The sequence below is a fragment of the Mycobacterium sp. 48b genome (genome assembly GCF_048282725.1).
Classification (GTDB): Bacteria; Actinomycetota; Actinomycetes; order Mycobacteriales; family Mycobacteriaceae; genus Mycobacterium.
Genome location: NZ_JBLVUL010000001.1, coordinates 7,012,018 through 7,035,000 on the forward strand (window position 1 = coordinate 7,012,018; position 22,983 = coordinate 7,035,000).

Below are 22,983 nucleotides of genomic sequence, written 5' to 3' on the forward strand. Positions count from 1 at the left end.
GATACAAGGCTTATCGGCGATATTCGCTCTATTTAACTCGACTGCAAAATGTGAGCCCTGAATAGCACCCGCCAGCAATTCGACAGCACGGTGCATTTGCGTTTATTGGCTGGCCCGCGACCTAATCGGGATCACCAGTGGCCACCATCGTGACCGCCCTCCTCCAACCGTTTGCCACGTCATGAGCACCCGGTGCGCTCCCACTGCTGGGGAGCAGACGGTCAGGATCTAACCTGCTTATTTCCAGAGGTTTTCCGATACGGGGGTACCCCGACGGGCCGTATCGAGCAGTCGCCTTGTTGCTCCCCACTCATCGAATAGCGGTTCACACCCTCCATCGGTGACCGCTGCGGAGGCAACGCGCAGGATCGGTTGAGAAATATTTTCGCGCCGCCCCAGCAACCACTTCGAGAGCCCGTCGACGGTCGCTGCGCTGGGAAAGAAGCAATCGCTCGGATTCACGGGAAATATTGGCGCAATCCAGTATCTCAATAGGGTGTAACACCGAGGAAGCAGAACCGGAAATTCGAGGTGGGCGTCCGGCATAAAGTTTGGTATTGATGAGTTGGTGATAAATACCTCGATGAGGCCGCACGGCCCGGGTCGTCGCCTGATTACCTGAGTTCGAGCCCACAGTCACCAGGAGGGGAACCAATGAAGAAACTTCCACTTGCCAGGCTCGCGGTCGCCGTGGCCGGCGCAGGCCTGCTACTCAGTGCGGGAGCCGGTCTCTCGTCCGCCGAGCCCGATCTCGGGCCGTTGGTCGACTCGCCCTGCACCTACGATCAGGCGATCGCGGCGGTGCACGCCGAGAATCCGATGGCCGCGCAGTACCTGGACCAGTCGCCGCCCAACCTGCAGTTCCTACGGGTCTTCCTGAGCTCCCCGAAGGACGAACGGGTGAATCTCCTGAATCAGATCAAGAACAACCAGGGCGCGGACCAAGCCCTACCCGTGTTCAAACAGATGCTCACCAGCTGCGTCAAGTACTGACTCAAGCACAGCAGAGGGATTGGGCGCCGGCCATCAACCGGTGCCCAATTTCGTTTCTGCGCAACACCTTGCGATGAAAGCTGCTGCCCCGCTGACGATCCGGCAGCAGGCGGTGGTTAGTCAGACGTCCTGATCGGCTGTGTCACAGTGTCTCCGGGAAGATTCTGGCCCAGCAGTGAGCGGACCGCGGGACGTGGTCCATGCGGACGCAGCATGGCGCTGGCCGGTCGCGGACGCACCCGCTGCGGCCACCAGAACCAACGCCCCAGCAGGGCAGCAATCGACGGTGTCATGAAGGACCGCACAATCATCGTGTCGAACAACAGACCGAGGCCGATGGTCGTGCCGATCTGACCGATGATCTGCAGATCGCTTACCGCCATCGCCGCCATGGTGCACGCGAACACGATGCCCGCGGTGGTGACGACCTTGCCGGTGCCGCCCATCGCCCGGATGATGCCGGTGTTGATGCCGGCACCGATCTCCTCTTTTATTCGCGACACGAGTAGCAGGTTGTAGTCCGATCCCACCGCCAGCAAGATGATCACCGACATCGCCAGCACCATCCAGTGCAGATGGATTCCGAGGATGTACTGCCAAAGAAGCACCGAGAGCCCGAACGACGCACCAAGCGACAGCACCACCGTCCCAACGATGACCAAGGCAGCGATGAAACTCCGGGTGATGAACAGCATGATGAGGAAAACCAGGCATATCGCGGCGATTCCGGCGATCCACAGGTCGTATTTGGAGCCGTCCTGCCAGTCCTTCGCGGTCGCCGCGGCGCCGGCGATATAGATCTTGCCGCTCGCCAGCGGGGTGCCCTTCAGTGCCTCCTCGGCCGCTGTCCGGATCTGCTCGACGCGTTGAATTCCCTCCGGTGACTGCGGGTCTCCGTTGTGGGAAATGATGTACCGTACCGATCGTCCGTCGGGAGACAGGAACGATTTCATCGCTTTCTGAAAGTCCGGGTTCTGGAACACTTCCGGCGGGAGAAAGAACGAGTCATCGTTTTTCGCAGCGTCGAAGGTCTGCCCCATGACGGCAGCGTCCTTGCTCGTCTCGTCCATCTGAGCCATCAGCCCCGACATGGTGGTGTGCATCGTCAAAGTGCTCACACGCATGGTCTTCATGATCGCGATCATCTTCGGGAACTGGACCAGCAGCTTCGGCATGATCGAGTCCAGTTCGTCCATGTTCTCGACCATGACCTGCAAACTGTCGTCAAGCTTGTCCACACCGTCCATGGCGTCGAAGATCGACCTCAGCGACCAACAGATCGGGATGTCGAAACAGTGTGGCTCCCAATAGAAGTAATTGCGGATCGGTCGGAACATATCGTCGAAGATGGCGATACTGCCCCGGAGGTCTCGAGCGACCTCGTAGACTTCGTGGGTTCGCTGGACCATGTTGTGCGTGGTGGCGGCCATCTTTTGCATCACGTTGAACGTGTGCTGCATGGTGTCGATCATCACCTGCATGTCGGCAGCCTGCCGGACCATGTCGTCGATGCGCGCCTTCTGGAATTCCGTGGCCTGGACCTGGCCCGCGCTCTGCAAGCTGAGCATGAACGGGATGGAGGTGTGATCGATCGGGGTGCCCTCGGGCCGGGTGATGCCCTGAACCCGAGAAATGCCGCGCACCTTGAAGATTGCCTTGGCCAGTCGGTTCAGCACGATGAAGTCGGCCGGGTTCCGGAGGTCACGGTCGGTCTCGACCATGAGGACCTCCGGCGTCATCCGCGACTGGGAGAAGTGGCGTTCGGCGGCAGTGAAACCCATGTTGGCCGGGATGTCTCCGGGAATGTAGCGCCGGTCGTTGTAGCTCGTCGTGTATCCGGGCAGCGCGAGCAGGCCGACGAACGCTGCCGCCAGGGACGCGATCAGGATCGGCAGCGGCCACCGGACGACCGCGGTACCGATGCCACGCCATCGCCGAACCCGCAATGTGCGTTTGGGTTCCAGCAATCCGAACCGACTGGAGATCGCGATCCCGGCCGGCACCAGCGTGACCGCGACCGCGACCGCCGCGGCCATACCGATCGCGCACGGGATACCCATGGTCTCGAAATACGGTAGCCGGGTGAAGGTCAGGCACAGGATCGCTCCGGCGATCGTCAGACCGGAGGCCAGCACCACCGGCGTGACCCCGCGATACATGCTGTAGTACGCCTGCTCCCGGTCCTCGCCGGCCTGACGCGCCTCTTGATATCGGCCGAAAAAGAAGATGCCGTAGTCGGTTCCGGCCGCGATGGCGAGGAATACGAGCATGTTCACGGCGAACGTGGAAAGCACGAAGACTTCGTTGGCGCCCAGAAAGGCGACGATGGCTCGGGCCGCCGCCAACTCGATGCCCACCATGATGAGCAGCAGGATCACCGTGACGACCGACCGATAGACCATGAAGAGCAGGATGAAGATGATCACGACGGTTACCGCGGTGATCTTCAGAATCGACCGGTTTCCGCTGTGCTGCATATCGGAAGCCAGTGGTGCAGCGCCGGTTACGAAAACTTCCACGCCTGGCGGCGGAGTCGACCGGTCGACGATGTCGCGCACGGCGGCCACCGATTCGTCGCCCTGCGGTGTGCCCTGGTCGCCCCCCAGGTTCAGCTGGACGTAGGTGGCCTTGCCGTCGGGGCTCGTCACGCTCGACGCGGTCAGGCGATCGCCCCACAGATCCTGCACATGCTCGACATGCTTCGGATCGCTTCTCAGCGCACGGATCAACTCGCTGTAGTAGCGATGCGCCTCATCGCCCAGGGGTTCTTGTCCCTCGAGCACGATCATCGCGGAGCTGTCCGAGTCGGATTCCCCGAAGTTGTGACCGATGCGTTTCATCGCCTGCGCCGAGGGTGCGTCCTTGGGCATCAGGGACACGGCGTTCTTCTCCGCGACCCGCTCGAGTGAAGGGATCGCAGCCGACCAGTCTCCGCCGACCGATGCCAGCGTCAAGATCAAAGTGACAGCCAGCCAACCGACGATGATGAGCGGCGACAGTATCCGAACGGTGCGCGCGATGAACGGCCGCCGAGTGTTCTCAGTCATGCAGCCGCCGCTAATCCCTCAACATCAGGTTGCGCACCAGCGGACGCGGGCCCATCGGCCGCAGCATCGCACTGGCCGGGCGCGGGCGTACCTGCTGGGGCCACCAGAACCAGCGGCCCAGAAGCGCTGCGATCGACGGGGTCATGAACGCGCGCACGATCAACGTGTCGAACAACAATCCGAGGCCGATTGTGGTGCCCACCTGACCGATCGTGAGCAGGTCACTGACGATCATCGACGCCATCGTGGCCGCGAACACCAGACCCGCGGCCGTCACAACCTTGCCGGTCCCTGCCATCGCCCGGATGATGCCGGTGTTGATGCCCGCGTGGAGCTCTTCCTTCATCCGCGAGACCAGCAGCAGGTTGTAGTCCGAACCCACCGCCAACAGGACGATGACGGACATCGCCAGCACCACCCAGTTGATCTGGATCCCCAGGATGTACTGCCACACCAGCACGGACAGGCCGAAGGACGCCCCCAGCGACAGAGCCACGGTACCCACGATGACCAGCGCGGCGACAAAGCTACGCGTCATCAGCACCATGATCAGAAAGATGAGGGCCAGGGCGGTGACGCCCGCGATCAGAAGGTCGATCTTGGACCCGTCCACCAGATCCTTCACGCCCGCCGCGGTACCGGCCAGGTAGAGCTTGGAACTCTCCAGTGGGGTGCCCTTGAGAGCCTCCTCGGCCGCGATCCGCATCGGCTCGACCCGGGAAATGCCTTCCGGCGTCGCAGGATCGCTGCGTTGAGTGATCAGCATGCGCGCGGCCTTCCCGTCCGGGGACAGGAAGATCTTCATGATGCGCTGGAAGTCCTTGTTCTCCAGGACATCCGGCGGCAGATAGAAGGAGTCGTCGTTGTTCGACGCGTCGAAGGCCTTGCCCATGGCGGTGGAGTTGTCGCTGGATTCATCCATCTGGGTGAAGAGCCCCGACATCGTGCTGTGCATCGTCAGCATCATGGTCCGCGTGCTCTGCATGGTCGCGATCATCTGCGGGAACTGCAGCAGCATCTGCGGCATCAGCAGGTCCAATTGGTCGAGTTCCTTGACCAATCCCTGCATTTTGGTGGTCACCTCATCGATACCGTCGAGCCCGTCGAATATCGATCTGATCGACCAGCAGAGCGGAATATCAAAGCAATGCGGCTCCCAATAGAGGTAATTGCGCAACGGTCGCCAGAAATCGTCGAAATCCGCCATATGGTCGCGCAATTCACCCATATCAGACTGCAGTTCATGGGTGGTACCGACCATGCGGTGAGTGGTGCCGACCATCTGCTGCATCAGTTCGTACATCCGCTGCATCAGGCCGATCGTCTTCGACATATCGTCGGCCTGTTTGACCAGATCCTCCATCCGCTCCTTCTGGAACGGCAGGGAGAGGCGCTGACTCGCATTGGACATGCTCAGCATGAACGGGATCGAAGAATGTTCGATCTGAGTTCCCTCCGGCCGCGTTATGGATTGCACATTCGCAATTCCGGGAACCGCGAACACCGCCTTGGCCAACTTGTTCAAGATCAGCAAATCGGTTGGGTTCCGCATATCATGATCGGCCTCGACCAACAAGAGATCGGGCGTCGTCATCTTCGATTCCGGGAAATGGCGAGAGGCCGCCGCGAACCCCTGGTTGGCCGGAATGTCCTGTGGAATGTATTTCTGGTCGCTGTAACTCGGGTTGTACCCCGGCAGCGTCAACAACCCGATGAGGGCCACCGCGAGGGTGGCGAGCAGGATCGGGGCCGGCCACCGGACGACGGCGGTACCGATGCGCCGCCATCGCCGGGTGACGACCGGGCGCTTGGGATCGAAGATGCCGAACCGACTGCCCGCCGCGATACAGGCCGGCACCAGCGTCAGCGCGACCGCTACCGCGATCAGAATGCCCACCGCGCCGGGGACCCCGAGCGGCTGGAAGTACGGCAGCCGCGTGAAACTCAGGCAGGCGATCGCTCCCGCGATCGTCACGCCGGAGGCAAGGACGACCTTGGCGACGCTTCGGTAGGTGGTGAAGTACGCCGACTCTCGGTCCTCACCGGATTGTCTGGCCTCCTGGTATCGACCGGTGAAGAAGATCGCATAGTCGGTTCCGGCCGCAATGCCCACCGAGACAAGCAGATTGACCACGTAGGTGGTGAGACCAACGAGACCGTGCATGCCGAGAAAGGCGACGCACCCGCGGGCCACCTGCAGCTCGATCCCGACGGTGAACAGCAGGATGATGACGGTGATGAACGATCGGTAGAGCAGGAGCAGCATCAGGAAGATCACCCCGATGCTGACCAGCGTGATGAGGATGACCGTGCGGTTGCCGCTCTGGCCCATGTCGGCGACGATCGCGGCCGGACCGGTGACATATGTCGTGATCCCGGGCGGCGCCTGCGTGCGCTTGACGACATCCTGGACTGCCTGGACCGATTCGTTCGCCGCGGCCTGCCCGAAACTTCCGTGCAGGTTCAGCTGCACGTAGGCGGCTTTGCCGTCGGCGCTCTGCGCGGCACCGGCAGTGAGTGGATCACCCCAGAAGTCCTGAATGTGCTGGACGTGCTCCGGGTCTTGCTTCAGCTGACTGACGAGGCTGTCGTAGTACCTGTGAGCCTCGTCGCCGAGGGGCTCCTCGCCCTCGAGGACGATGACTGCCACGCTCTCCGAATTGGACTCCTGGAACAACTGGCCCATTCGGGTCATCGCCTTGACGGCCGGCGCATCCGGCGGGCTGAGCGACACCGAATGGTCGCGCTCGACCACCTCGAGTGGAGGGACGGCCACCGTCACCAGCACCGTGATCGCCACCCACCCCAGGACGATCAGGGGCGCGAACCTACGAATCGCAGAAGCCAGTCGCGACCTGGATGGTTGACCTGTATCCATGTTTGTTTCGCTCATGCCGCCTTCAGCAGACACGAGGTGAAGGCATTTATCTGATTCGAGGACTTCTCGGCCTTGACCTCATTGTCGACGGTGATGCGGCAGCCGATATTATTGCTGTCTCCTTGCGCCATGACGCTTCCGACGGCGGTGGTCTTTGTGATATCGAATTCCAGAATCCAGGGCAAGCTGACTTTCTTTATGAATTGCGGGTCGGCATTCACATCGAAATAGCTGATATTTGCCACGGTTCCCGGCGACCCGAATACCTCGTACGTCAGTTTCTTGGGATCAAATGGCTTCGTATCATTGATCTGAGTGTCGGCATATGTGGCACGTTTATCGCTGCCAAAGATAGTGTGCAGGCGCGAAACTGTGAATCCCGCGGCAGAGATCACCAGGACCGCGAGCAACGGAATCCACAACCGCTTCAAAAACCCAAAAATCGTAGATCTCCTCCACTATCACCCCACCCGGCACAGGTGCAGCGAATACGCATGACGCCTCACGGAGTCAGCTCGGTCGTTGAAGAGTAAACCATGTTGCGCACCGCTTCATCATCCCGTTCCGCGCGTATCACCCCGAAAGTCCAAATGCGTACGCGAGCGTAAATTACGGCCCAAATTCAATTCAAAACGCTCGATGTGTTCCTATTTTTAGACTGCGCGAATTGGGCAAATTCCCGGTTCCCGACTTGCGCCGTCAACCACCGGTAAATAGTTCCCGCGTGCCACATTCTGGCGAACATGCACAAGGTAGCCCGGTGGTTGCTGCGACCGCATAGACCCCGCTCGTGTCCGTCACCCCCGCGGCACGATGCGAGCCCGCACTCACTATGGCCGGGACTTGTCCGCGCCTTCGAAACCTGAAGGGACAGCGCGCCAAGCACTGCCCCGGGACATCAGGCCTGAGGGCGATGCCGTACCTGACGCTGTTCGGCTTGTTCCACTGGGAGAAGCCGAAGGGTTGGCGGCCCATAGTGTTCTGGCTCATCGGCCTCCGCGCTGGCAGGTTACGCAGGGCCGGCAAGGTAGGCAGGCACGGTTGGTCGATTGCCGCCGTTCAAGTTCGGAAGCCCGGCCTCGTCGTTCTCGCCGCGGTCTGTCAAGCGCGCGTTGAGCCCATTCGGCGATCGTCGGGCATTTGCGTCAAATACGCTCGGAGCGCTGCGCCTGTATGCGAGCGCGCTTCCCACTCACAATCTGCGGCGAAAAATGCCAGGGCCTTCGCCGTGCAGCTTGGGGGTGATCTCCCAGGCCCCGGGGACGGTCAGTTCACGCGCGGTCATTGGCCGCGCACCGAGTAGTTGGTCTCCACGTTGTCCTTCAAAGGACCCCACCAGGATTCGTTGTTGCGATACCAGTCGATGGTGGCCGCGAGGCCTTCGTCGAAATCGGTGTGTTTGGGCGCCCAGCCCAGCTCGTCGTGCAGTGTCGACGGGTCGATCGCGTAGCGCAGGTCGTGGCCCTCCCGGTCGGTGACGTGGTCGAAGTCATCCGGGTCGCGGTCCATCAACCTGAGCAGGGCACGCATGACCGTGAGATTGCTGCGCTCGCATTCGGCGCCGATGAGATAGGTGCTGCCGATCTGGCCGCCGGTGAGGATCTGCCACACCGCCCGGTTGTGGTCCTCGACGTGAATCCAGTCGCGCACGTTGGCGCCGGTGCCGTAGAGCTTGGGCCGCCGGCCGGTGAGGAGGTTGGTGATCTGGCGCGGGATGAACTTCTCCACATGCTGATAGGGCCCGTAGTTGTTGGAGCAGTTCGAGATCGTCGCGCGCACGCGATACGACCGCACCCACGCCCGCACCAGCAGATCCGCGGCGGCCTTGGTCGATGAATACGGGCTCGACGGGTTGTAGGGCGTGCCCTCGGTGAACCGGGCCGGATCATCGAGCTCGAGATCGCCGTACACCTCGTCGGTGGAGATGTGGTGCAGCCGGGCCCCGTGCGCGCGGACCGCCTCCAGCACCGTGAAGGTGCCGATCACATTGCTGTGCAGGAACGGTTGCGGGTTGGCCAGGGCATTGTCGACGTGGGTTTCGGCCGCGAAGTGCACGACGGCGTCCGCCTCGCCGACCAGCTGGTTGACCAGGCCGGCGTCGGCGACGTCACCCTGCACCAGCCGGATCCGGTCGGCCACCGGCGCCAGGGATTCCTGGCTGCCCGCGTACGTCATCGCGTCGAGCACGGTGACCGATGTGGTCAGCGCCTCCCCGACGGCAAGACGCACGAAGTTCGCGCCGATGAACCCGGCGCCGCCGGTGACCAGTAGCCGCATGCGCCAACCCTAACCGGCCGCAGCCCCAGCCTGATCGTTTGCAGGCGCACGTGTTGTCCCGGCTCGGACCGGGCTGTTCCACTGCGTTCAGCCGTCGGCAGTGCCTGGTATCCGTAGTGCTGGACATTCTGAGGCGCCGCTGGAAGGTGCTCCTCTAAGGAGACGTGACGACATCGGCCTCGCTGAGGCCGGCTACCCAGTCGCTCGCACCGACCAACTAGGAGACATCATGAAAGACACAGTGCGGCATACATACAGCTTCACGGACTACAACCGCCCTGGCTTGGTAGCAACCGCGGATTGCTAATTTCCATCGAGACTCGGCAGCAACGGCTGTTTCGCCAGCACCAGTTGCCGCCGGATAAGAAACAGCGGGAACGCCACGCTCACGGCGATGACCGCACTGAGCACGATGTAGATCCACACCTTCGGGATACCGATTCGGCGCGCCTCGACGACCATGAACACGAACGCCGCCAACCCGAACAGCAACAGGTCATTGGTGAGTGAGGACGACCCGTAATTGGCGTAGCCACTCTGGAAGAAGTCGAGCAGGCTCGTGCTCTCGGTGGTGAAGAAGCCGATGTTGTTCCACCAGGTCGCAACCAGCGCTACCACAGCGATCACCGCATAGGTGCCGCACAAAATCTTGTCGCTTCGTGTCAGCATCGCCATCGTCACGACCTCCCCCGTCCGACCGACATAGTCCAGGTCAACCTATCGATCCGGCGGACGCCAGGAGACAGTTTGCACGCCAATTTGGTGAGTGAGTACTCTCTCACCGTGTCAACCGGACGGGATCGACTCTTGGCCACAGCGCTGAAGCTGTTCGCCGCAAAGGGCTATGCCGCGACATCGGTGGCCCATATCCAGCAGGCCGCCGGTCTGGCGCCGGGGTCGGGCGCCTTGTACAAGCACTTCGGCTCCAAGCGGGAACTCCTCGAGGCAGCGGTGACGCACCGCATCGACGCGATCGTGACCGCCCGCGAGCAGTACGACGCCGGCAATCCCAAGACCGTCGAGGAGGCCGTCCGCAGCGCTGGCCAGTTGATCTGGACCAACCTGACCCAGAGCGAGGAACTGCTGCGGGTCATGCTGCGCGAACCCGACGAGCTCGGCGAGCTCGACGAGAAGACCTGGCAGGTCATCACCGACAACGCCTACCAGCGGTTCGCCGATGAACTGGCTGCCTCCAATCGCAGCGGCCGCTTCCAGATCCCCGATCCCGAGGCCACCGCGGCGGTCGCGATCGCCGGGCTGTCCTATGCCGCGACTCTGCAGGCGCTGACCGGACGCTTGCCGGGCAACGTCGACCACGAACGTTTCTTCGAGGCCTGGGTCATCCAGACCGTCAGCATGATCAAGCAACACCGCTCTCAAAAAAACTGACCGCCAACATATTTCAGGAGTCAACCGTGACGTTCTCCATGCAACTGAGCGACGACGTGATCGAGGTCCGCGACTGGGTGCACCAGTTCGCAGCCGATGTCGTGCGGCCCGCGGCCGCCGAATGGGACGAGCGCGAGGAGACCCCCTGGCCGGTCATCCAGGAGGCCGCCAAGGTGGGGCTGTACTCCCCTGAGTTGTTCGCCCAGCAGACCACCGAGCCCACCGGACTCGGCATGCTGACCGTGTTCGAGGAGCTGTTCTGGGGCGACGCGGGTATCGCGTTGTCGATCCTGGGCACCGGGCTGGCCGCAGCAGCCTTGGCGGGCAACGGAACTCCCGAACAGATCGGCACCTGGCTGCCGCCGATGTTCGGCACCCCGGGCGATCCCCAACTGGGCGCGTTCTGCTCGTCGGAGCCGGATGCCGGCTCCGACGTCGGTGCGATCCGCACCCGGGCCCGCTTCGACGAGGCGACCCGCGAGTGGGTGCTCAACGGAACCAAGACCTGGGCCACCAACGGCGGAATCGCCAACGTCCACATCGTGGTGGCCTCGGTGTACCCCGAGCTCGGCTCCCGCGGGCAGGCCACGTTCATCATCCCGCCGGACACTCACGGCATGAGCCAGGGACAGAAGTTCAAGAAGCACGGCATCCGGGCCTCACACACCGCAGAGGTGGTGCTGGACAACGTCCGGCTGCCCGAGGACCTGATCCTGGGCGGGCGGGAGAAGTTCGAGGCCCGCATCGCGCGGGTGAAGTCGGGGGCCTCGGCCGGCGGTCAGGCTGCCATGAAGACCTTCGAGCGCACCCGGCCCTCGGTGGGCGCCATGGCGGTCGGCGTGGCCCGCGCCGCCTACGAGTACGCCCTCGACTACGCCTGCCAGCGTGAGCAATTCGGCCGGAAGATCGGCGAGTTCCAGGCTGTCGCATTCAAGCTCGCCGACATGAAGAGCCGCATCGACGCCGCCCGGTTGCTGGTGTGGCGGGCCGGCTGGATGGCGCGCAACAACCAGCCGTTCGACAACGCCGAGGGTTCGATGGCCAAACTGGTGGCCAGTGAGACTGCGGTCTACGTGACCGATGAGGCGATCCAGATCCTCGGCGGCAACGGCTACACCCGCGACTACCCGGTCGAGCGGATGCACCGTGACGCCAAGATCTTCACGATCTTCGAGGGCACCAGCGAGATTCAGCGCCTCGTGATCTCCCGGGCCATCACCGGGTTGTCGATTCGCTAGTCGAAGGCTGCGGCGGCTACTTGCCGGTGCGCTCGCGGTGCTTACACCCGGGCCAGCAGCACGGCCGCCGCATGCCTTCCTCCAACTCCTCCTGAGTCCGACGGATCCGTCGCTCGCGCGTCGCCTGCTGCTTGGCGTCCTCGACCCAGCAGATGAACTCGTTGCGCGCGAGCGGCGTGATGTCCTTCCAGGCATCCAGCGCCGTGGCATTACCGATCAGGGCCTCGCGCAGATCCGCGGGCAGCTTGTGGACCACTCCACCGGGCACGCGTTGGCCAGTCATGTAGCCAGGTTAAGCGGCGCGGCGCGGCAACACACTTGCGACACGACATTGCCCTTACCGTGACCTTAGAAGGGTCTTATTTTTCTTAGAGTTGGTGTACGGTGGGTGCTCAGGGCGGTTGTGAGCACGAGCACACCATCGTGTTATCGCAGGTCAAACCTAGGACCGACCGCCTCAGCAGTGACGGAAGGAACCCGACATGCAGCCTGCAGCAGCCACCCGGATCGCTCTCGTTACCGGCGCATCGCGGGGTATCGGCGCCGACGTCGCCCAGCAGCTCGCCGGTCCGGACACCCACGTCGTCGTCAACTACCGCGAGAAGGCCAAACGCGCCGGCTCGGTGGTCGACGCCATCCGCCGCGCAGGTGGTCGCGCCTCCACGCTGGGGGCCGACATCTCCGACGAGGCTGCCGCCGCTGCGATGATCGAACGGGTGGGCCGCGAGTTCGGCCGCCTCGACGTCCTGGTGCTCAACGCATCGACCGGGCTGGACCTGGGAGCCGATCCGGGCTACGCGATGCGGCTGAACCGCGACGCGCAGCGCCGACTGGCCAAGCTGGCCCTGCCGCTGATGCCGGTGGGCGGTCAGATCGTGTTCGTCACCAGCCACCAGGCGCACTTCTTCCCCAACAAGGCCGTGCCGAAGGGTTACGGACCGATCGCCGCGAGCAAGCGGGCCGGCGAGACCGCACTGTATGCGATGCGGTCCGAATTCGACCGGCGGGGAATCGATTTCACCGTCGTGTCGGGCGAGATGATGTCAGATCGGGAGTTGGCGACGACGATCGCCCGGGCCGCATCCGCGCCGTACCCGTCCGGGATCGTCTACGTCGGGGGCCCCGACTTTCTCTGCCAGATGTCGGCCTGATCCGTCGTAGAACTACTGCACCCCAGCAACATTCGCCTGCAGCTGGTCGCGGACCGCGGTGCCGAGTGCACTTGTCGTCGCCGTTCCGCCCATGTCAGGAGTCAGGATGTCTCCTCCGCGGGCCAGCACATCCTCGACGGCTTTCAGGATCGCGGCGGCCGCGTCGCGCTCACCCAGGTGATCGAGCATCAACGACGCGCTCCAGATCTGCCCGATGGGATTGGCGATTCCACGTCCGGCGATGTCCGGCGCGGATCCGTGAACGGGCTCGAACAGGCTCGGAAATCGCCGTTCCGGGTTGATGTTTCCGCTCGGGGCGATGCCGATCGTGCCGGTGCACGCGGGGCCCAGGTCGGACAAGATGTCACCGAAGAGGTTGCTCGCGACGACGACGTCGAACCAGTCGGGGTGCAGAACGAAATTCGCCGCAAGGATATCGATATGGAACTTGTCCACCTCGATGTCGGGAAATTTCTCAGCCATCTGTTCCACGCGTTCGTCCCAGTACGGCATCGTGATGGAGATACCGTTGCTCTTCGTCGCCGAGGTCAGATGCTTGTCGGGTCGACGTCGAGCAAGCTCGAAGGCGTACTTGAGGATTCGGTCGACACCGACCCGGGTCATCACCGTCTGTTGCATCACCGTCTCGCGGTCGGTGCCCTCGAACATCATGCCGCCGATACTCGAGTACTCACCTTCGGTGTTCTCCCGGACGACGACGAAGTCGACGTCGCCGGGTCCTCGGCCGGCCAGTGGACTTCTCACTCCGGGCATCAGCTTGACCGGGCGTAGGTTGACGTACTGGTCGAAATGCCTGCGGAACTGCAGGAGACTGCCCCACAGCGAAATGTGATCGGGCACAACATCCGGCCAGCCGACGGCGCCGAAGAACAGCGCATCGAACCGGCTCAGTTCGTCGAACCATCCTTCGGGCAGCATGGCGCCGGTGTCGGTGTAGTACTCCGCGCATGCGTAATCGAACTGCTCATAGTCGACGGCGAAGCCGAAAGCTGCCGCCGCCGACTCCAGAACCTTGAGACCTTCGGGGACGACCTCCTTACCGATACCGTCGCCTGGGATCACAGCAAGTCGGTGAGTGGTGGCCATTCCGCCACCCTACGTTCTGGCCATTCGCCGCCAACAAGATTCGCTACCAACGACAAGCGAGGGGCGCCCGGTATGGGCGCCCCTCGCTTGTGTCTGTATCAGCGGCCGTTGCCGACTATCGGTGTGACGACACCGGTGCTGGCGTGCTGCTGGATGTCGTGCACCCACTGGTGATGGGTGATGTCAGCTTGCGCCGGAGCTGCCAGGCCGACGATGGCGGCGGCGAAACCTGTGGCGATCATGCTGGCGAAACCAAACTTCTTCATGTCGAAGCCCTTCATTCTGGGCGTTCGAGCCGTGGCGGGTGTGTCGCGGTTCGGACGTCTGTCCACCGGTTCGGGGGATTCCTACCCGGTCTGATCTCCACAACACGCTGTGCAAGAGGGTTAATTCCGCTGGCAGAAATTGACCGGCCATTGGCAGCAATCACCAACCCAGGACACTTTCACCCGACCTCACGGCGTGGCCGCAAGGACCGCGAGCTCAGTACGTGACCGGCAGCCCGTCGTCGCGAGAGCACGGCTCACATACTTCTTGACGGTGTCCTCGGTCAGGCACAGCGTCTCGGCGATATGAGAGTTGGTCTTCCCACGGGCCAGTAACTCGACGACATCGCGTTGCCGTTGCGACAGCTGCGCGAGCGGGTCGGTCCGGGCTGCAGGCAGCAGCGGACGCGCCAGTCCGCGCAGGCGCCGGCACAGCAACCGCAGTGCGGAGGCATCCCTCGCGTCGACCGCGTCCGGGTCGGGATCGAACACCCCGAGCAACCCGTGCGCCGCACTGCCCATCGGGAAGGTGAACGCATTGCAGGAACGCAGGCCGGCCCGATGCAGAAACTGCTCGACATACGGGGCGGCCGACGCGGGTACGGCGGGCAGCTCGCGCAGGCTGACCGATCCCGCGGTGTGCAGTTGCCGCAGGGCCACAGGGGTGGCGAAGACGTCGTGCCCGCGCCACCTGCTCATGTAGTCGTCGAGCAGCACGTGCTCGTGATCGGTGGTCACCGGAGCGGTGTCGGAGAATGCACCGGCCACCGACGGCCCGGTGAAGAACGTGACGCCGCGGACCTCGAATACCTGACGGATCGCGTCCACGACGGCACGGCGGAACTCGGTGAAGTCGGCTGCGTCATCGCAGGCATCGAGCACCGCGAAGACCTTCTCGTAGTCTGCGACCTGCAGCTCGGCTGTGACGCGCCTCACCCGACGAGTAAACGACGACGGGCGTCAAATTGTCCACTTTCGTGCACTGTCGGCGGCGGAGGCGCGAGGCTAGCTTTCTGGCAAGAACACTTCGCGGCAAGGAGGCCCCGTGTCCCGACTCCGGTTCGGCTATTTCATCGCCCCGTTCCACCGCCCTGGCATCAACCCCACGTTGGCGCTGCACCGGGATCTGGAGTTCATCGAGCACCTCGACGCGCTCGGGTACGACGAGGCCTGGATCGGTGAGCACCACTCCGCGGGCAGCGAGATCATCAGCTCGCCGGAGGTGTTCATCGCCGCGGCGGCCGCCCGGGCCAAGCGCATCAAGTTCGGCACCGGCGTGATCTCGCTGTCGTATCACAACCCGCTGTGGGCGGCCGACCGGTTGATGCTGCTCGATCACCTCACCCATGGCCGCATCATCGGCGGCGTCGGGCCCGGTTCCCTGCCCACAGACTCGGCCATGATCGGACTGAACCCGACCGATACCCGCGAACTGCTGGAGACCAATCTCGACATCATGGTGCGACTGCTCGCCGGGGAGACGGTGAGCGCCAAAACGCCTACGCACGAGTTGTTCGACGCGAAGCTGCAATTGGCGCCGTACTCAGAAGGCGGGATCCCGCTGTCGGTCGCCGCCGTCGCCTCTCCGACCGGCGCCCGGTTGGCCGGCAAGCACGGCATCGGTCTGCTCTCGGTCGGCGCCACTTTGAGCGCAGCGGGTTTCGACGCGCTGGCCCACCACTGGAACATCGCCGAGGAGCGGGCGGCGGCGTTCGGCACCACGATCGACCGCAGCAATTGGTCGCTGGTCGGGCCGTTCCACGTCGCCGAGACGGATGCGCAGGCCCGCGCCGAGGTCCGATACGGGATCGAGGCCTGGTTCAACTACTTCCAGAAGGTCGCGGCATTCCCGCAGATGACCATGCCGGGAGACACCATCGACGGCATGATCGACACGATCAACGAACGCGGTGCCGGGGTGATCGGAACGCCGGAACGGGCGCGAGCCCAGGTGCAGCGGCTGTGGGACCAGTCCGGCGGATTCGGATCCATGCTGCAGATGGCCGCCGACTGGGCCAATCCCGCCGCCACCAGACGCTCGGCGGAACTGTTCGCCGAGGAGGTCATGCCGCATTTCCAGGGGCAGGCCCAGCCGACGCTGGACGCCGCGGCACGCGCCGGCCAGGTGCGCGACGAGCTGGCCCAGACCCAGATCGACGCGATCACGCACATGGCACAGAAGTACGAGGCCGAAAAAGCCGACAAGTAAACGGTTTTGGCGGAGTCGTCGCCGCGCCGCTAGCCAGCTTGGATGATCTGAGCCAATGTCGATGCAGCGCGGATGAGCGAAAAAGTGCGGTCCGTGATGGAGTTCAACCGGGTATCGAGCGCGTCGAGCGAGCGGCTCACATCATCGAGGTCCCGGATCGCGGCGACCGCTCTCTGCACATCGGGGATGCGGTAGCCCGCGGCGCGCAGCGCTGCCGTGATGCGCGCCTCGCGGATGGCCGCGAGTTGATAATGCCGAGCCGATCCCGACCGATTGGCGATCCGCTGGGGTTTCACCAAACCCTCGGTCTCCCAGAAGCGGAGCGTGGAGGCACGAACTCCGAGCGCTCGTGACAACTCGGTGATGGTCATCGCATCCGCTGCTGTCGGAGCGGCTTCGGTCTTCACCTCGTCTTGGATTGCCTCCAGCGCTTGGCGCGCGACGAGGGCCTGCTCGCGTTCCCTGTTTATCCCAACATGGAATGAGCACACCAGGGCTACCGCATCGCCCGGCGGCAATGCGCGGATTTCGCGCATGGCCCGGCGGGCCTCGACGGGCCCCACCGCATGGGCCAGGTCTCGATACGCACCTAGTTCACCAATGACGGTCGTGGAGAACTGCCGATACCCGTTGTCGGCCCGGACCGCTGATGTGACAACACCGAGACGCTCCAAGTCACGAATCTGCTGGACCGAGTAGCCGGTCTCCGCGGCCACCGCCGAGACGGTCAGCACGTCCGCCGCACGACAGTCGTCGACCACCCACAACCCTCCATAAGCACTTCAACCTGATACTTCAACCATGAGTATGGACCAGCTACTGGACACGATCCGGCGCTTCGACGGCGCCCTCGAACTGGCGCCGACAGCGGGCAGCCCGTTCCCCGAGATTGCCTGGGGTGACCACTACTTCTACTTCGCACCCAACGGTCAAGTGCCACAACGCGAACAGCCCTACGCCACCTTCGTCACGAAGAACTATCCAGACGATACTTCCGGCGATCTCGATGAACCGGGCCGATGGCGGCTCAACATTCACGTCGGCCGGAGCGCCTACGTCGAACTCTTGGGCGCGGATCCCCGACTCGTCCCGGACGGTGTCGACTACGCCGCCGTCGACACCGTCCTCCCTCACCCGGTCTATCGCACACAAGGCTGGATCTCGATCATCAACCCCGGGATTCGGACTCAGTCGCTGGCGGTCGGCCTCCTCCGCGGGGCGCACGACGCGGCACGGCGGCGCGCAAAACCGGAGTCTTCCCACCACGCCCATTGAGTACTACATTCGGTAGTAGTCGACTCCCAGGGGGCAGGATGCGGTGGCGCGGAGTAAGTCATGTCGAGTTCGCGGTCGTGGGCTACGACGAATCGATCGCGTTCTACGACGCGATGTTCGGATGGCTGGGGTTCAGCAGCTTCTCGTCGCTGAACATGGAGTACCAGTCGATCTACTACATGACGCGATTCATCAACCCGCACAGCTACATTGGCATCCAGCCCGCGCACACCGGGGAGAAACTCACCCACGGCGACCAAGCAGTCGGGATCAACCACGTCGCACTCTGGGCCCGAAACCGGAAAGAAGTAGACCGCTTTCATCGCGACTTCCTGATCGCCAGGAACATTCCGGTCACCGACGAACCCAAGGACTACCCGCAGTACTGGCCCGGCTACTACGCGGTGTTCTTCGACGACCCGATCAACGGCATTCACTGGGAACTGGCCTGGGTGCCGAAAGTCCCCAGTCCCCGCCAGGTCTGGTCGTTCTATCGGACGATGCGTGCCTTCGGCAAACAGCGACCGGACTTGGCGAACTCCGTGCCGGGCATCACCCTGCAGGCGATGCGGACTCTGCCAGGTAAGTGACAACCCCGGCCTAGGCCAGCGCCACCCCCAACTCCTGGGCGAACACCTTGATCATGTGCTGAACCGCGATCTCATTGCGGCCGATGATCATATGGTCGTGCTGACCATGCCGGACGCCCTCACCACACTGCGGGAGCATGGCGAAGTCCTCGTCACGCACCGCGGCGTGAACGCCTTCGTAGACCGCGTCGTAGCCCGCCCGCATGTCGTCCGTCGTCGCCGGGATACGCCCCATCCAGCTGTGCCGCACCGTGCAGCGGGTGGGCTCGCCCTCGGGCAGCATGTCGATGATCTCCACGCCGACGGGGCTGTTCGCGAGAATGAGATTCGGGTAGACCCAGTAGATGACGCCCATATTGGCCGACGGGTCGAGTGAGGCGCTCGGGTCGTCAGTGAGGTTCTTGATCCAGTTGAACGGGAATCCGATGCGGTGATGCCTGCCGAATTCGTCGTAGATCGCGGTGTTCGGCAGGGTGTTCTGCCCAATCAGGCTCTCCCCGTGGACGAACGGGAAGTGGTATCCCTCCGCGAACGCCTCGAGCGCACCCTTCCACGACACCTCCGACGAGAATTCGCGGTCGGTGTGATAGCCGTAGGCTTCGTAGTTCCATTGCGCCAGTTCGGCTCCGAGCGGACCCAGATGCGCATCGAGGTCGATGGTCGCGTCCGCGGTCAGGACCGCCCAGACAAAGCCGTGACGCTCCTCCGACGGCAACTCCACCAGGCCGTATTCCGCGGGGTTCATCGTGTCGAAACCGGCCTTGCCCGGCACCATGAACAACTCGCCGGTGTTGCGGTAGGTCCACGCGTGGTACGGGCAGACGAAGCGGGACGCGTTCCCAGATCCGCAGGCCGGCATCGCCCCGCGATGACGGCAGTAGTTGAGGAACACGTGGCTGGCGCCGGTGCGGTCCCGGGTGACCAGCAGCGAGTCGCCGAGCACCGAGCGGACGACGAAGTCGTTCTTCTCCGCGATCTGGGCCGACGGCACGATGGCCAGCGGGACCCGGCGCAGGATCTGGGATTCCTCGATCTCGGTGATCTTCGGGTCGCGGTAGTAGTGCAACGGCACCTTCAGCACCCGCTCTGCCATGTCCGTCGTCCCCTCGACGGCGTGCCGCAGAGCGCGGCGGGTGAGTTCCTCGTCAGTGCTGCTCACTGGGCTGACAGTCATAGTTTGACCATACAATGAGTATCGACTGTATTGTCAAGATCCGATGGGCTTTCGTGCGACCATCAACGGATGCGCAGGCACGGCTGGTCGGGAGACATTCCCGCCGATGACGACGAAGCCGTCGGCCGCATCATCGGCGCGGCCCGCCAGGCGATCGATGCCCGCGGCACGGTGAGCGTCTCCGAGGTGGCCCAGTCCCTGGGGGTGACGCGCCAGACGGTCTACCGCTACTTCCCCACGCTCGAGAGCCTCATGGTCGCCACCGCCGTCTCCTCGGTGGACGGCTTCCTTGATCGGCTCGCCGCAGAACTGGGTTCCATCACAGACCCCAGCGAAGCCGTCGTCGAAGGCATCGCCTACACCGCCGAACAGATTCCCCACGACCGGTATCTCAGCCTGGTCTTGCAGCCCGGCAAGGCGAGCGCCTTCACCGCAGGCGTCACGTCGGAGCTCGCCATCGAGTTCGGCAAGTCGATTCTGCGGCGTTTCGATATCGACTGGGCTGCAGTCGGATTCGCAGGAGACGCGTTCGATCAGCTGGTCGAGTTCATGCTGCGCACACTGCAGTCGTTCATCATCGATCCGGGCGGGCCCTCACGCCACGACACCGGACTGCGCACCTACCTGCGGGACTGGGTCGCCCCAGCCGTAGCCGCTCACGCCCTTTAGAGGGTCGCCACGCCCTCGAAGCAGGTGGTGGTGGCACCGCCGACCCAGACCGACCCATCGGTTTCGGCCACCACGCTGATCTCGCCGGCCCGGCCGAGCCGTGCCCCCTGCGAAACCCGGTATTCGGCCGGAGCTACGCCCGTACGCGTCAACCATTGCCCCACCGAGGCATTCATGCTGCCGCACACCGGATCCTCGGGAACGCCAACACCGGGAGCGAACGTCCGCATCTCGTAGGCGTGCGCCGACCCGGGCGGGTATGCACCGATGACACCGACCATGGCCGTGGGAATCCGGGCCAAATCGGGTTCGAGTTCGAGCACTCGCTGCGCGCTGCCCAGCACGAGCACGGCCCAGCCCGGACCGTTGTCTGCCCACTGATGTGCGCGGACATCAGTGCGGGCCAGACCGAACGCGTCGACGATCTGATCCAGGTACTCGTCGTCGAGAAGCCCGGACCGCAGTGTCGGTGGCGCCTGAAAGTACAGCTCGGAGTCACGCTGCCGGACCTCGACGAGACCGGCACCGCATTCCTGCACGACACGTCCTGGATGCCGGGGTTGTCCACCGTGTCCGAGCCATGCATGCGCGGAACCGAGCGTGGGGTGCCCGGCGAACGGCAGTTCGCCACCCGGGGTGAAGATCCGTAGGCGGTAATCCGCCTCGGGGTTCGTCGGGGGCAGCACGAAGGTCGTTTCCGACAGATTCGTCCAGCGTGCAAGCCGTTGCATCGCAACGTCGTCGAGGCCGTCGCCATCGAGCACGACCGCGACCGGATTGCCGAGGTACGGAGTGCGGGAGAACACGTCTACCTGGGCGAATGCACGATGGCGGGGCATTGTCGTCCTATCTCTGAAGAGCGCAGCAACGTACGCCAGTATCCGCCGAGTTCACGTTGGACGCCCGTAGCTCAGGCGTACGCTCACCCACGTGGTCGATCTCTCGTATGTCATCGCCGGATCCGAAGCAACCGGTGGCGCCGGCCTTCAGGCGGACCTGCGCACCTTCCAGGAGCTCGGCACCTACGGCGTGGGCACCGTTACCTGCGTCGTGTCGTTCGACCCCAAGGCCGACTGGGGCCACCGGTTCGTACCCGTCGATCCACAGGTCATCGCCGATCAGATCGAGGCCGCGACTTCGGCCTACGACCTCGATGTCGTCAAGATCGGCATGCTCGGCACCCCCGCCACGATCGACGTCGTCGCGGGTGCGCTGGCCGGCCAATCGTGGCGACACATCGTCGTCGACCCCGTCCTGATCTGCAAAGGGCAGGAACCCGGCGCCGCGCTCGACACCGACACCGCGCTGCGCCGTCAGATCCTGCCGTTGGCGACCGTCGTCACCCCGAACCTGTTCGAGGCCCGCACCCTCGCCGGGATGGATGCCATCGCCTCGATCGATGACCTCGTCGAAGCGGCCCGACGCATTGCCGACCTGGGTCCCGACTACGTTCTCGTGAAGGGCGGGGTGGAGTTTCCCGGTGACGACGCCGTCGACGTCCTCTTCGACGGCAACGACGCCGAGATCCTGCGCGCACCGAAGGTCGGACATGCCCGGGTCGCGGGCGCGGGATGCACCCTGGCAGCGGCGATTACCGCCGAACTGGCCAAGGGGGTCGGTGTCCCGGAGGCGGTGCGCCTGGCCAAGGACTTCACCACCGCCGGGATCGTCGACCGGATCAGCGGTAACGCGCCGTTCGACACCGTCTGGCAGGGTGCGCGCGGCACGACTCGCTGATCCCGGTCACCGGCGCGCGATTCCCAAAGCGGCGGCGAGGGCTTCGTAGATCCCGAACGCGTCGTCGTCATAGACCTGGAGCAGAACCTCCGGCATCTTCGGGTGTGGCGCCGAATGCTCACCCACCACCTGGATCTGTACGTGGTCGGCCCCTGCCGCGAGGTGCTCGCGCAATCCGCGCGCGACCGTGGTCGCGTCACCGTGGATGGCCAGCTGATCGATCAACCGGTCGCTGCCGTCGCCGGCCACATCCTCATCCGTGAAGCCGAGTCGCCGTAAGTTGTTGGTGTAGTTGACCAATCCGAGATACGGGTGTCTGATCCGCGGACGGGCCAGGGCCCGCGCTCGTTCAGGGTCGGCCTCGAGAACGACCTTCTGTTCGGGCGCCAGTATCCGCTGCGATCCCAACGCCGGCCGTGCGCGACGGGTGTGCTCGGGCGTGACGAGGTAGGGCACCGAACCGGCTGCGCGCTCGGCGGCCAGCGCGAGCATCTTCGGGCCCAATGCGGCCAGCGCCCGCTTCTCGCGGGGCAACCCGTGCTCGTCGAGCGCGTCGAGGAATCCGTTCAGCGCGGCCATGGGCGTGCCGTAATCGCCAACCTGTTCAGGGTGGCCGACACCGAGGCCCAGAAGCAGACGGTTCGGATATGACCGCTCGATCCGCCGGTAGGCTGCCGCCAACGTGGCCGCATCACCGCGATAGATGTTGTAAATGCTGCTGGCCACGACCAAATGCTCCGTAGCCGCCAATAGTTCGTCGATGCCCGACAGGTCCGGCTCGGGGCCACCCAACCACAAGGCCGTGTAACCCAGTTCCTCCAACTGCTTGGCCATTTCGGGCGTCGTGGCATATGCGGGTTGCCAGACACCGAACTCTCCGAGATTCACTGCACACCTCCGGTCACGCACTGATACCTCACGAGCGTGACTCGAGAAAAATGGACCTTCAAGTCCAAACTGAAATCAGACCTCCCGGTGACCGG

22 protein-coding genes are annotated in these 22,983 nt (G+C 63.8%); 9 read left to right on the forward strand and 13 right to left on the reverse strand.

The window, feature by feature from the left end; genetic code table 11:
* The first annotated feature begins 654 nt into the window (after window positions 1-654).
* Window positions 655-993, forward strand: a complete 339-nt coding sequence (locus tag ACNQR1_RS34275) for a hemophore-related protein (RefSeq protein ID WP_090423941.1) — start codon at window positions 655-657, stop codon at window positions 991-993.
* 116 nt (window positions 994-1,109) lie between these two features.
* Here the strand turns inward: ACNQR1_RS34275 and ACNQR1_RS34280 are convergent, their stop codons facing one another.
* From ACNQR1_RS34280 to ACNQR1_RS34300, 5 genes are all read right to left on the reverse strand, one after another.
* Window positions 1,110-4,040, reverse strand: a complete 2,931-nt coding sequence (locus ACNQR1_RS34280; protein ID WP_418049949.1) for an RND family transporter — start codon at window positions 4,038-4,040, stop codon at window positions 1,110-1,112.
* A 10-nt stretch (window positions 4,041-4,050) separates the two neighbouring features.
* Window positions 4,051-6,933 carry an RND family transporter gene (locus ACNQR1_RS34285; protein ID WP_418049950.1) on the reverse strand — a complete coding sequence of 961 codons (2,883 nt, stop codon included), beginning with the start codon at window positions 6,931-6,933 and terminating at the stop codon, window positions 4,051-4,053.
* Complete coding sequence (locus tag ACNQR1_RS34290) at window positions 6,930-7,349, reverse strand: MmpS family protein (RefSeq protein ID WP_418049951.1); 420 nt, start codon at window positions 7,347-7,349, stop codon at window positions 6,930-6,932. Before ACNQR1_RS34290 ends, ACNQR1_RS34285 begins: the two co-directional genes overlap by 4 nt.
* 850 nt (window positions 7,350-8,199) lie before the next feature.
* On the reverse strand, window positions 8,200-9,195 hold the full coding sequence (gene rfbB, locus ACNQR1_RS34295) for a dTDP-glucose 4,6-dehydratase (protein ID WP_418049952.1): 996 nt from the start codon (window positions 9,193-9,195) through the stop codon (window positions 8,200-8,202).
* A 303-nt stretch (window positions 9,196-9,498) separates the two neighbouring features.
* Complete coding sequence (locus ACNQR1_RS34300; protein ID WP_418049953.1) at window positions 9,499-9,870, reverse strand: DUF2834 domain-containing protein; 372 nt, start codon at window positions 9,868-9,870, stop codon at window positions 9,499-9,501.
* 108 nt (window positions 9,871-9,978) lie between these two features.
* On the opposite strand from ACNQR1_RS34300, the gene ACNQR1_RS34305 reads away from it, so the two are divergent.
* On the forward strand, window positions 9,979-10,584 hold the full coding sequence (locus tag ACNQR1_RS34305) for a TetR/AcrR family transcriptional regulator (RefSeq protein WP_418049954.1): 606 nt from the start codon (window positions 9,979-9,981) through the stop codon (window positions 10,582-10,584).
* Window positions 10,585-10,610: 26 nt separating this feature from the next.
* Window positions 10,611-11,822, forward strand: coding sequence for an acyl-CoA dehydrogenase family protein (locus tag ACNQR1_RS34310; RefSeq protein WP_418049955.1), 1,212 nt, complete (start codon window positions 10,611-10,613; stop codon window positions 11,820-11,822).
* Window positions 11,823-11,838: 16 nt separating this feature from the next.
* On the opposite strand, the gene ACNQR1_RS34315 is transcribed toward ACNQR1_RS34310, so the two are convergent.
* Window positions 11,839-12,105: a YdeI/OmpD-associated family protein gene (locus ACNQR1_RS34315; protein ID WP_418049956.1), complete on the reverse strand. Its 267-nt coding sequence runs from the start codon at window positions 12,103-12,105 to the stop codon at window positions 11,839-11,841.
* A gap of 199 nt (window positions 12,106-12,304) precedes the next feature.
* On the opposite strand from ACNQR1_RS34315, the gene ACNQR1_RS34320 reads away from it, so the two are divergent.
* On the forward strand, window positions 12,305-12,973 hold the full coding sequence (locus ACNQR1_RS34320; RefSeq protein WP_418049957.1) for an SDR family oxidoreductase: 669 nt from the start codon (window positions 12,305-12,307) through the stop codon (window positions 12,971-12,973).
* Between the two features lie 12 nt (window positions 12,974-12,985).
* Here ACNQR1_RS34320 and ACNQR1_RS34325 read toward each other — a convergent pair whose 3' ends face one another.
* The 3 genes from ACNQR1_RS34325 to ACNQR1_RS34335 all read right to left on the reverse strand — a co-directional run bounded on the left by ACNQR1_RS34325 (window position 12,986) and on the right by ACNQR1_RS34335 (window position 15,282).
* Window positions 12,986-14,080, reverse strand: a complete 1,095-nt coding sequence (locus ACNQR1_RS34325) for a tartrate dehydrogenase (RefSeq protein ID WP_418049958.1) — start codon at window positions 14,078-14,080, stop codon at window positions 12,986-12,988.
* 98 nt (window positions 14,081-14,178) lie between these two features.
* Complete coding sequence (locus tag ACNQR1_RS34330) at window positions 14,179-14,346, reverse strand: hypothetical protein (protein ID WP_418049959.1); 168 nt, start codon at window positions 14,344-14,346, stop codon at window positions 14,179-14,181.
* Between the two features lie 189 nt (window positions 14,347-14,535).
* The gene (locus tag ACNQR1_RS34335; RefSeq protein WP_418049960.1) at window positions 14,536-15,282 is read right to left on the reverse strand and encodes a helix-turn-helix transcriptional regulator; all 747 of its coding nucleotides are present in this window, start codon (window positions 15,280-15,282) and stop codon (window positions 14,536-14,538) included.
* A 109-nt stretch (window positions 15,283-15,391) separates the two neighbouring features.
* Between ACNQR1_RS34335 and ACNQR1_RS34340 the strand changes: the two genes are divergently transcribed.
* Window positions 15,392-16,555 carry an LLM class flavin-dependent oxidoreductase gene (locus ACNQR1_RS34340; protein WP_418049961.1) on the forward strand — a complete coding sequence of 388 codons (1,164 nt, stop codon included), beginning with the start codon at window positions 15,392-15,394 and terminating at the stop codon, window positions 16,553-16,555.
* 29 nt (window positions 16,556-16,584) lie between these two features.
* Here the strand turns inward: ACNQR1_RS34340 and ACNQR1_RS34345 are convergent, their stop codons facing one another.
* Window positions 16,585-17,271: a MerR family transcriptional regulator gene (locus tag ACNQR1_RS34345; RefSeq protein ID WP_418049962.1), complete on the reverse strand. Its 687-nt coding sequence runs from the start codon at window positions 17,269-17,271 to the stop codon at window positions 16,585-16,587.
* A gap of 85 nt (window positions 17,272-17,356) precedes the next feature.
* Between ACNQR1_RS34345 and ACNQR1_RS34350 the strand changes: the two genes are divergently transcribed.
* Together ACNQR1_RS34350 and ACNQR1_RS34355 are read left to right on the forward strand one after the other, a co-directional pair.
* Window positions 17,357-17,830, forward strand: coding sequence for a DUF6194 family protein (locus tag ACNQR1_RS34350; RefSeq protein ID WP_418049963.1), 474 nt, complete (start codon window positions 17,357-17,359; stop codon window positions 17,828-17,830).
* 38 nt (window positions 17,831-17,868) lie between these two features.
* Window positions 17,869-18,420 (forward strand): VOC family protein, encoded by a 552-nt coding sequence (locus ACNQR1_RS34355; protein WP_418049964.1) that lies wholly within the window; start codon window positions 17,869-17,871, stop codon window positions 18,418-18,420.
* Window positions 18,421-18,430: 10 nt separating this feature from the next.
* Here the strand turns inward: ACNQR1_RS34355 and ACNQR1_RS34360 are convergent, their stop codons facing one another.
* Window positions 18,431-19,594 (reverse strand): aromatic ring-hydroxylating oxygenase subunit alpha, encoded by a 1,164-nt coding sequence (locus ACNQR1_RS34360; RefSeq protein WP_418049965.1) that lies wholly within the window; start codon window positions 19,592-19,594, stop codon window positions 18,431-18,433.
* 69 nt (window positions 19,595-19,663) lie between these two features.
* On the opposite strand from ACNQR1_RS34360, the gene ACNQR1_RS34365 reads away from it, so the two are divergent.
* On the forward strand, window positions 19,664-20,263 hold the full coding sequence (locus ACNQR1_RS34365; RefSeq protein ID WP_418049966.1) for a TetR/AcrR family transcriptional regulator: 600 nt from the start codon (window positions 19,664-19,666) through the stop codon (window positions 20,261-20,263).
* Here ACNQR1_RS34365 and ACNQR1_RS34370 read toward each other — a convergent pair.
* Window positions 20,260-21,102, reverse strand: coding sequence for a PhzF family phenazine biosynthesis protein (locus ACNQR1_RS34370; RefSeq protein WP_418049967.1), 843 nt, complete (start codon window positions 21,100-21,102; stop codon window positions 20,260-20,262). The two genes, ACNQR1_RS34365 and ACNQR1_RS34370, sit on opposite strands and share 4 nt — an antisense overlap.
* A 91-nt stretch (window positions 21,103-21,193) precedes the next feature.
* Here ACNQR1_RS34370 and thiD point away from each other — a divergent pair, with 91 nt between their 5' ends.
* Complete coding sequence (gene thiD, locus ACNQR1_RS34375) at window positions 21,194-22,000, forward strand: bifunctional hydroxymethylpyrimidine kinase/phosphomethylpyrimidine kinase (protein WP_418049968.1); 807 nt, start codon at window positions 21,194-21,196, stop codon at window positions 21,998-22,000.
* A gap of 6 nt (window positions 22,001-22,006) precedes the next feature.
* On the opposite strand, the gene ACNQR1_RS34380 is transcribed toward thiD, so the two are convergent.
* Window positions 22,007-22,888 (reverse strand): TIGR03620 family F420-dependent LLM class oxidoreductase, encoded by an 882-nt coding sequence (locus tag ACNQR1_RS34380; RefSeq protein WP_418049969.1) that lies wholly within the window; start codon window positions 22,886-22,888, stop codon window positions 22,007-22,009.
* Window positions 22,889-22,983: the final 95 nt, after the last annotated feature.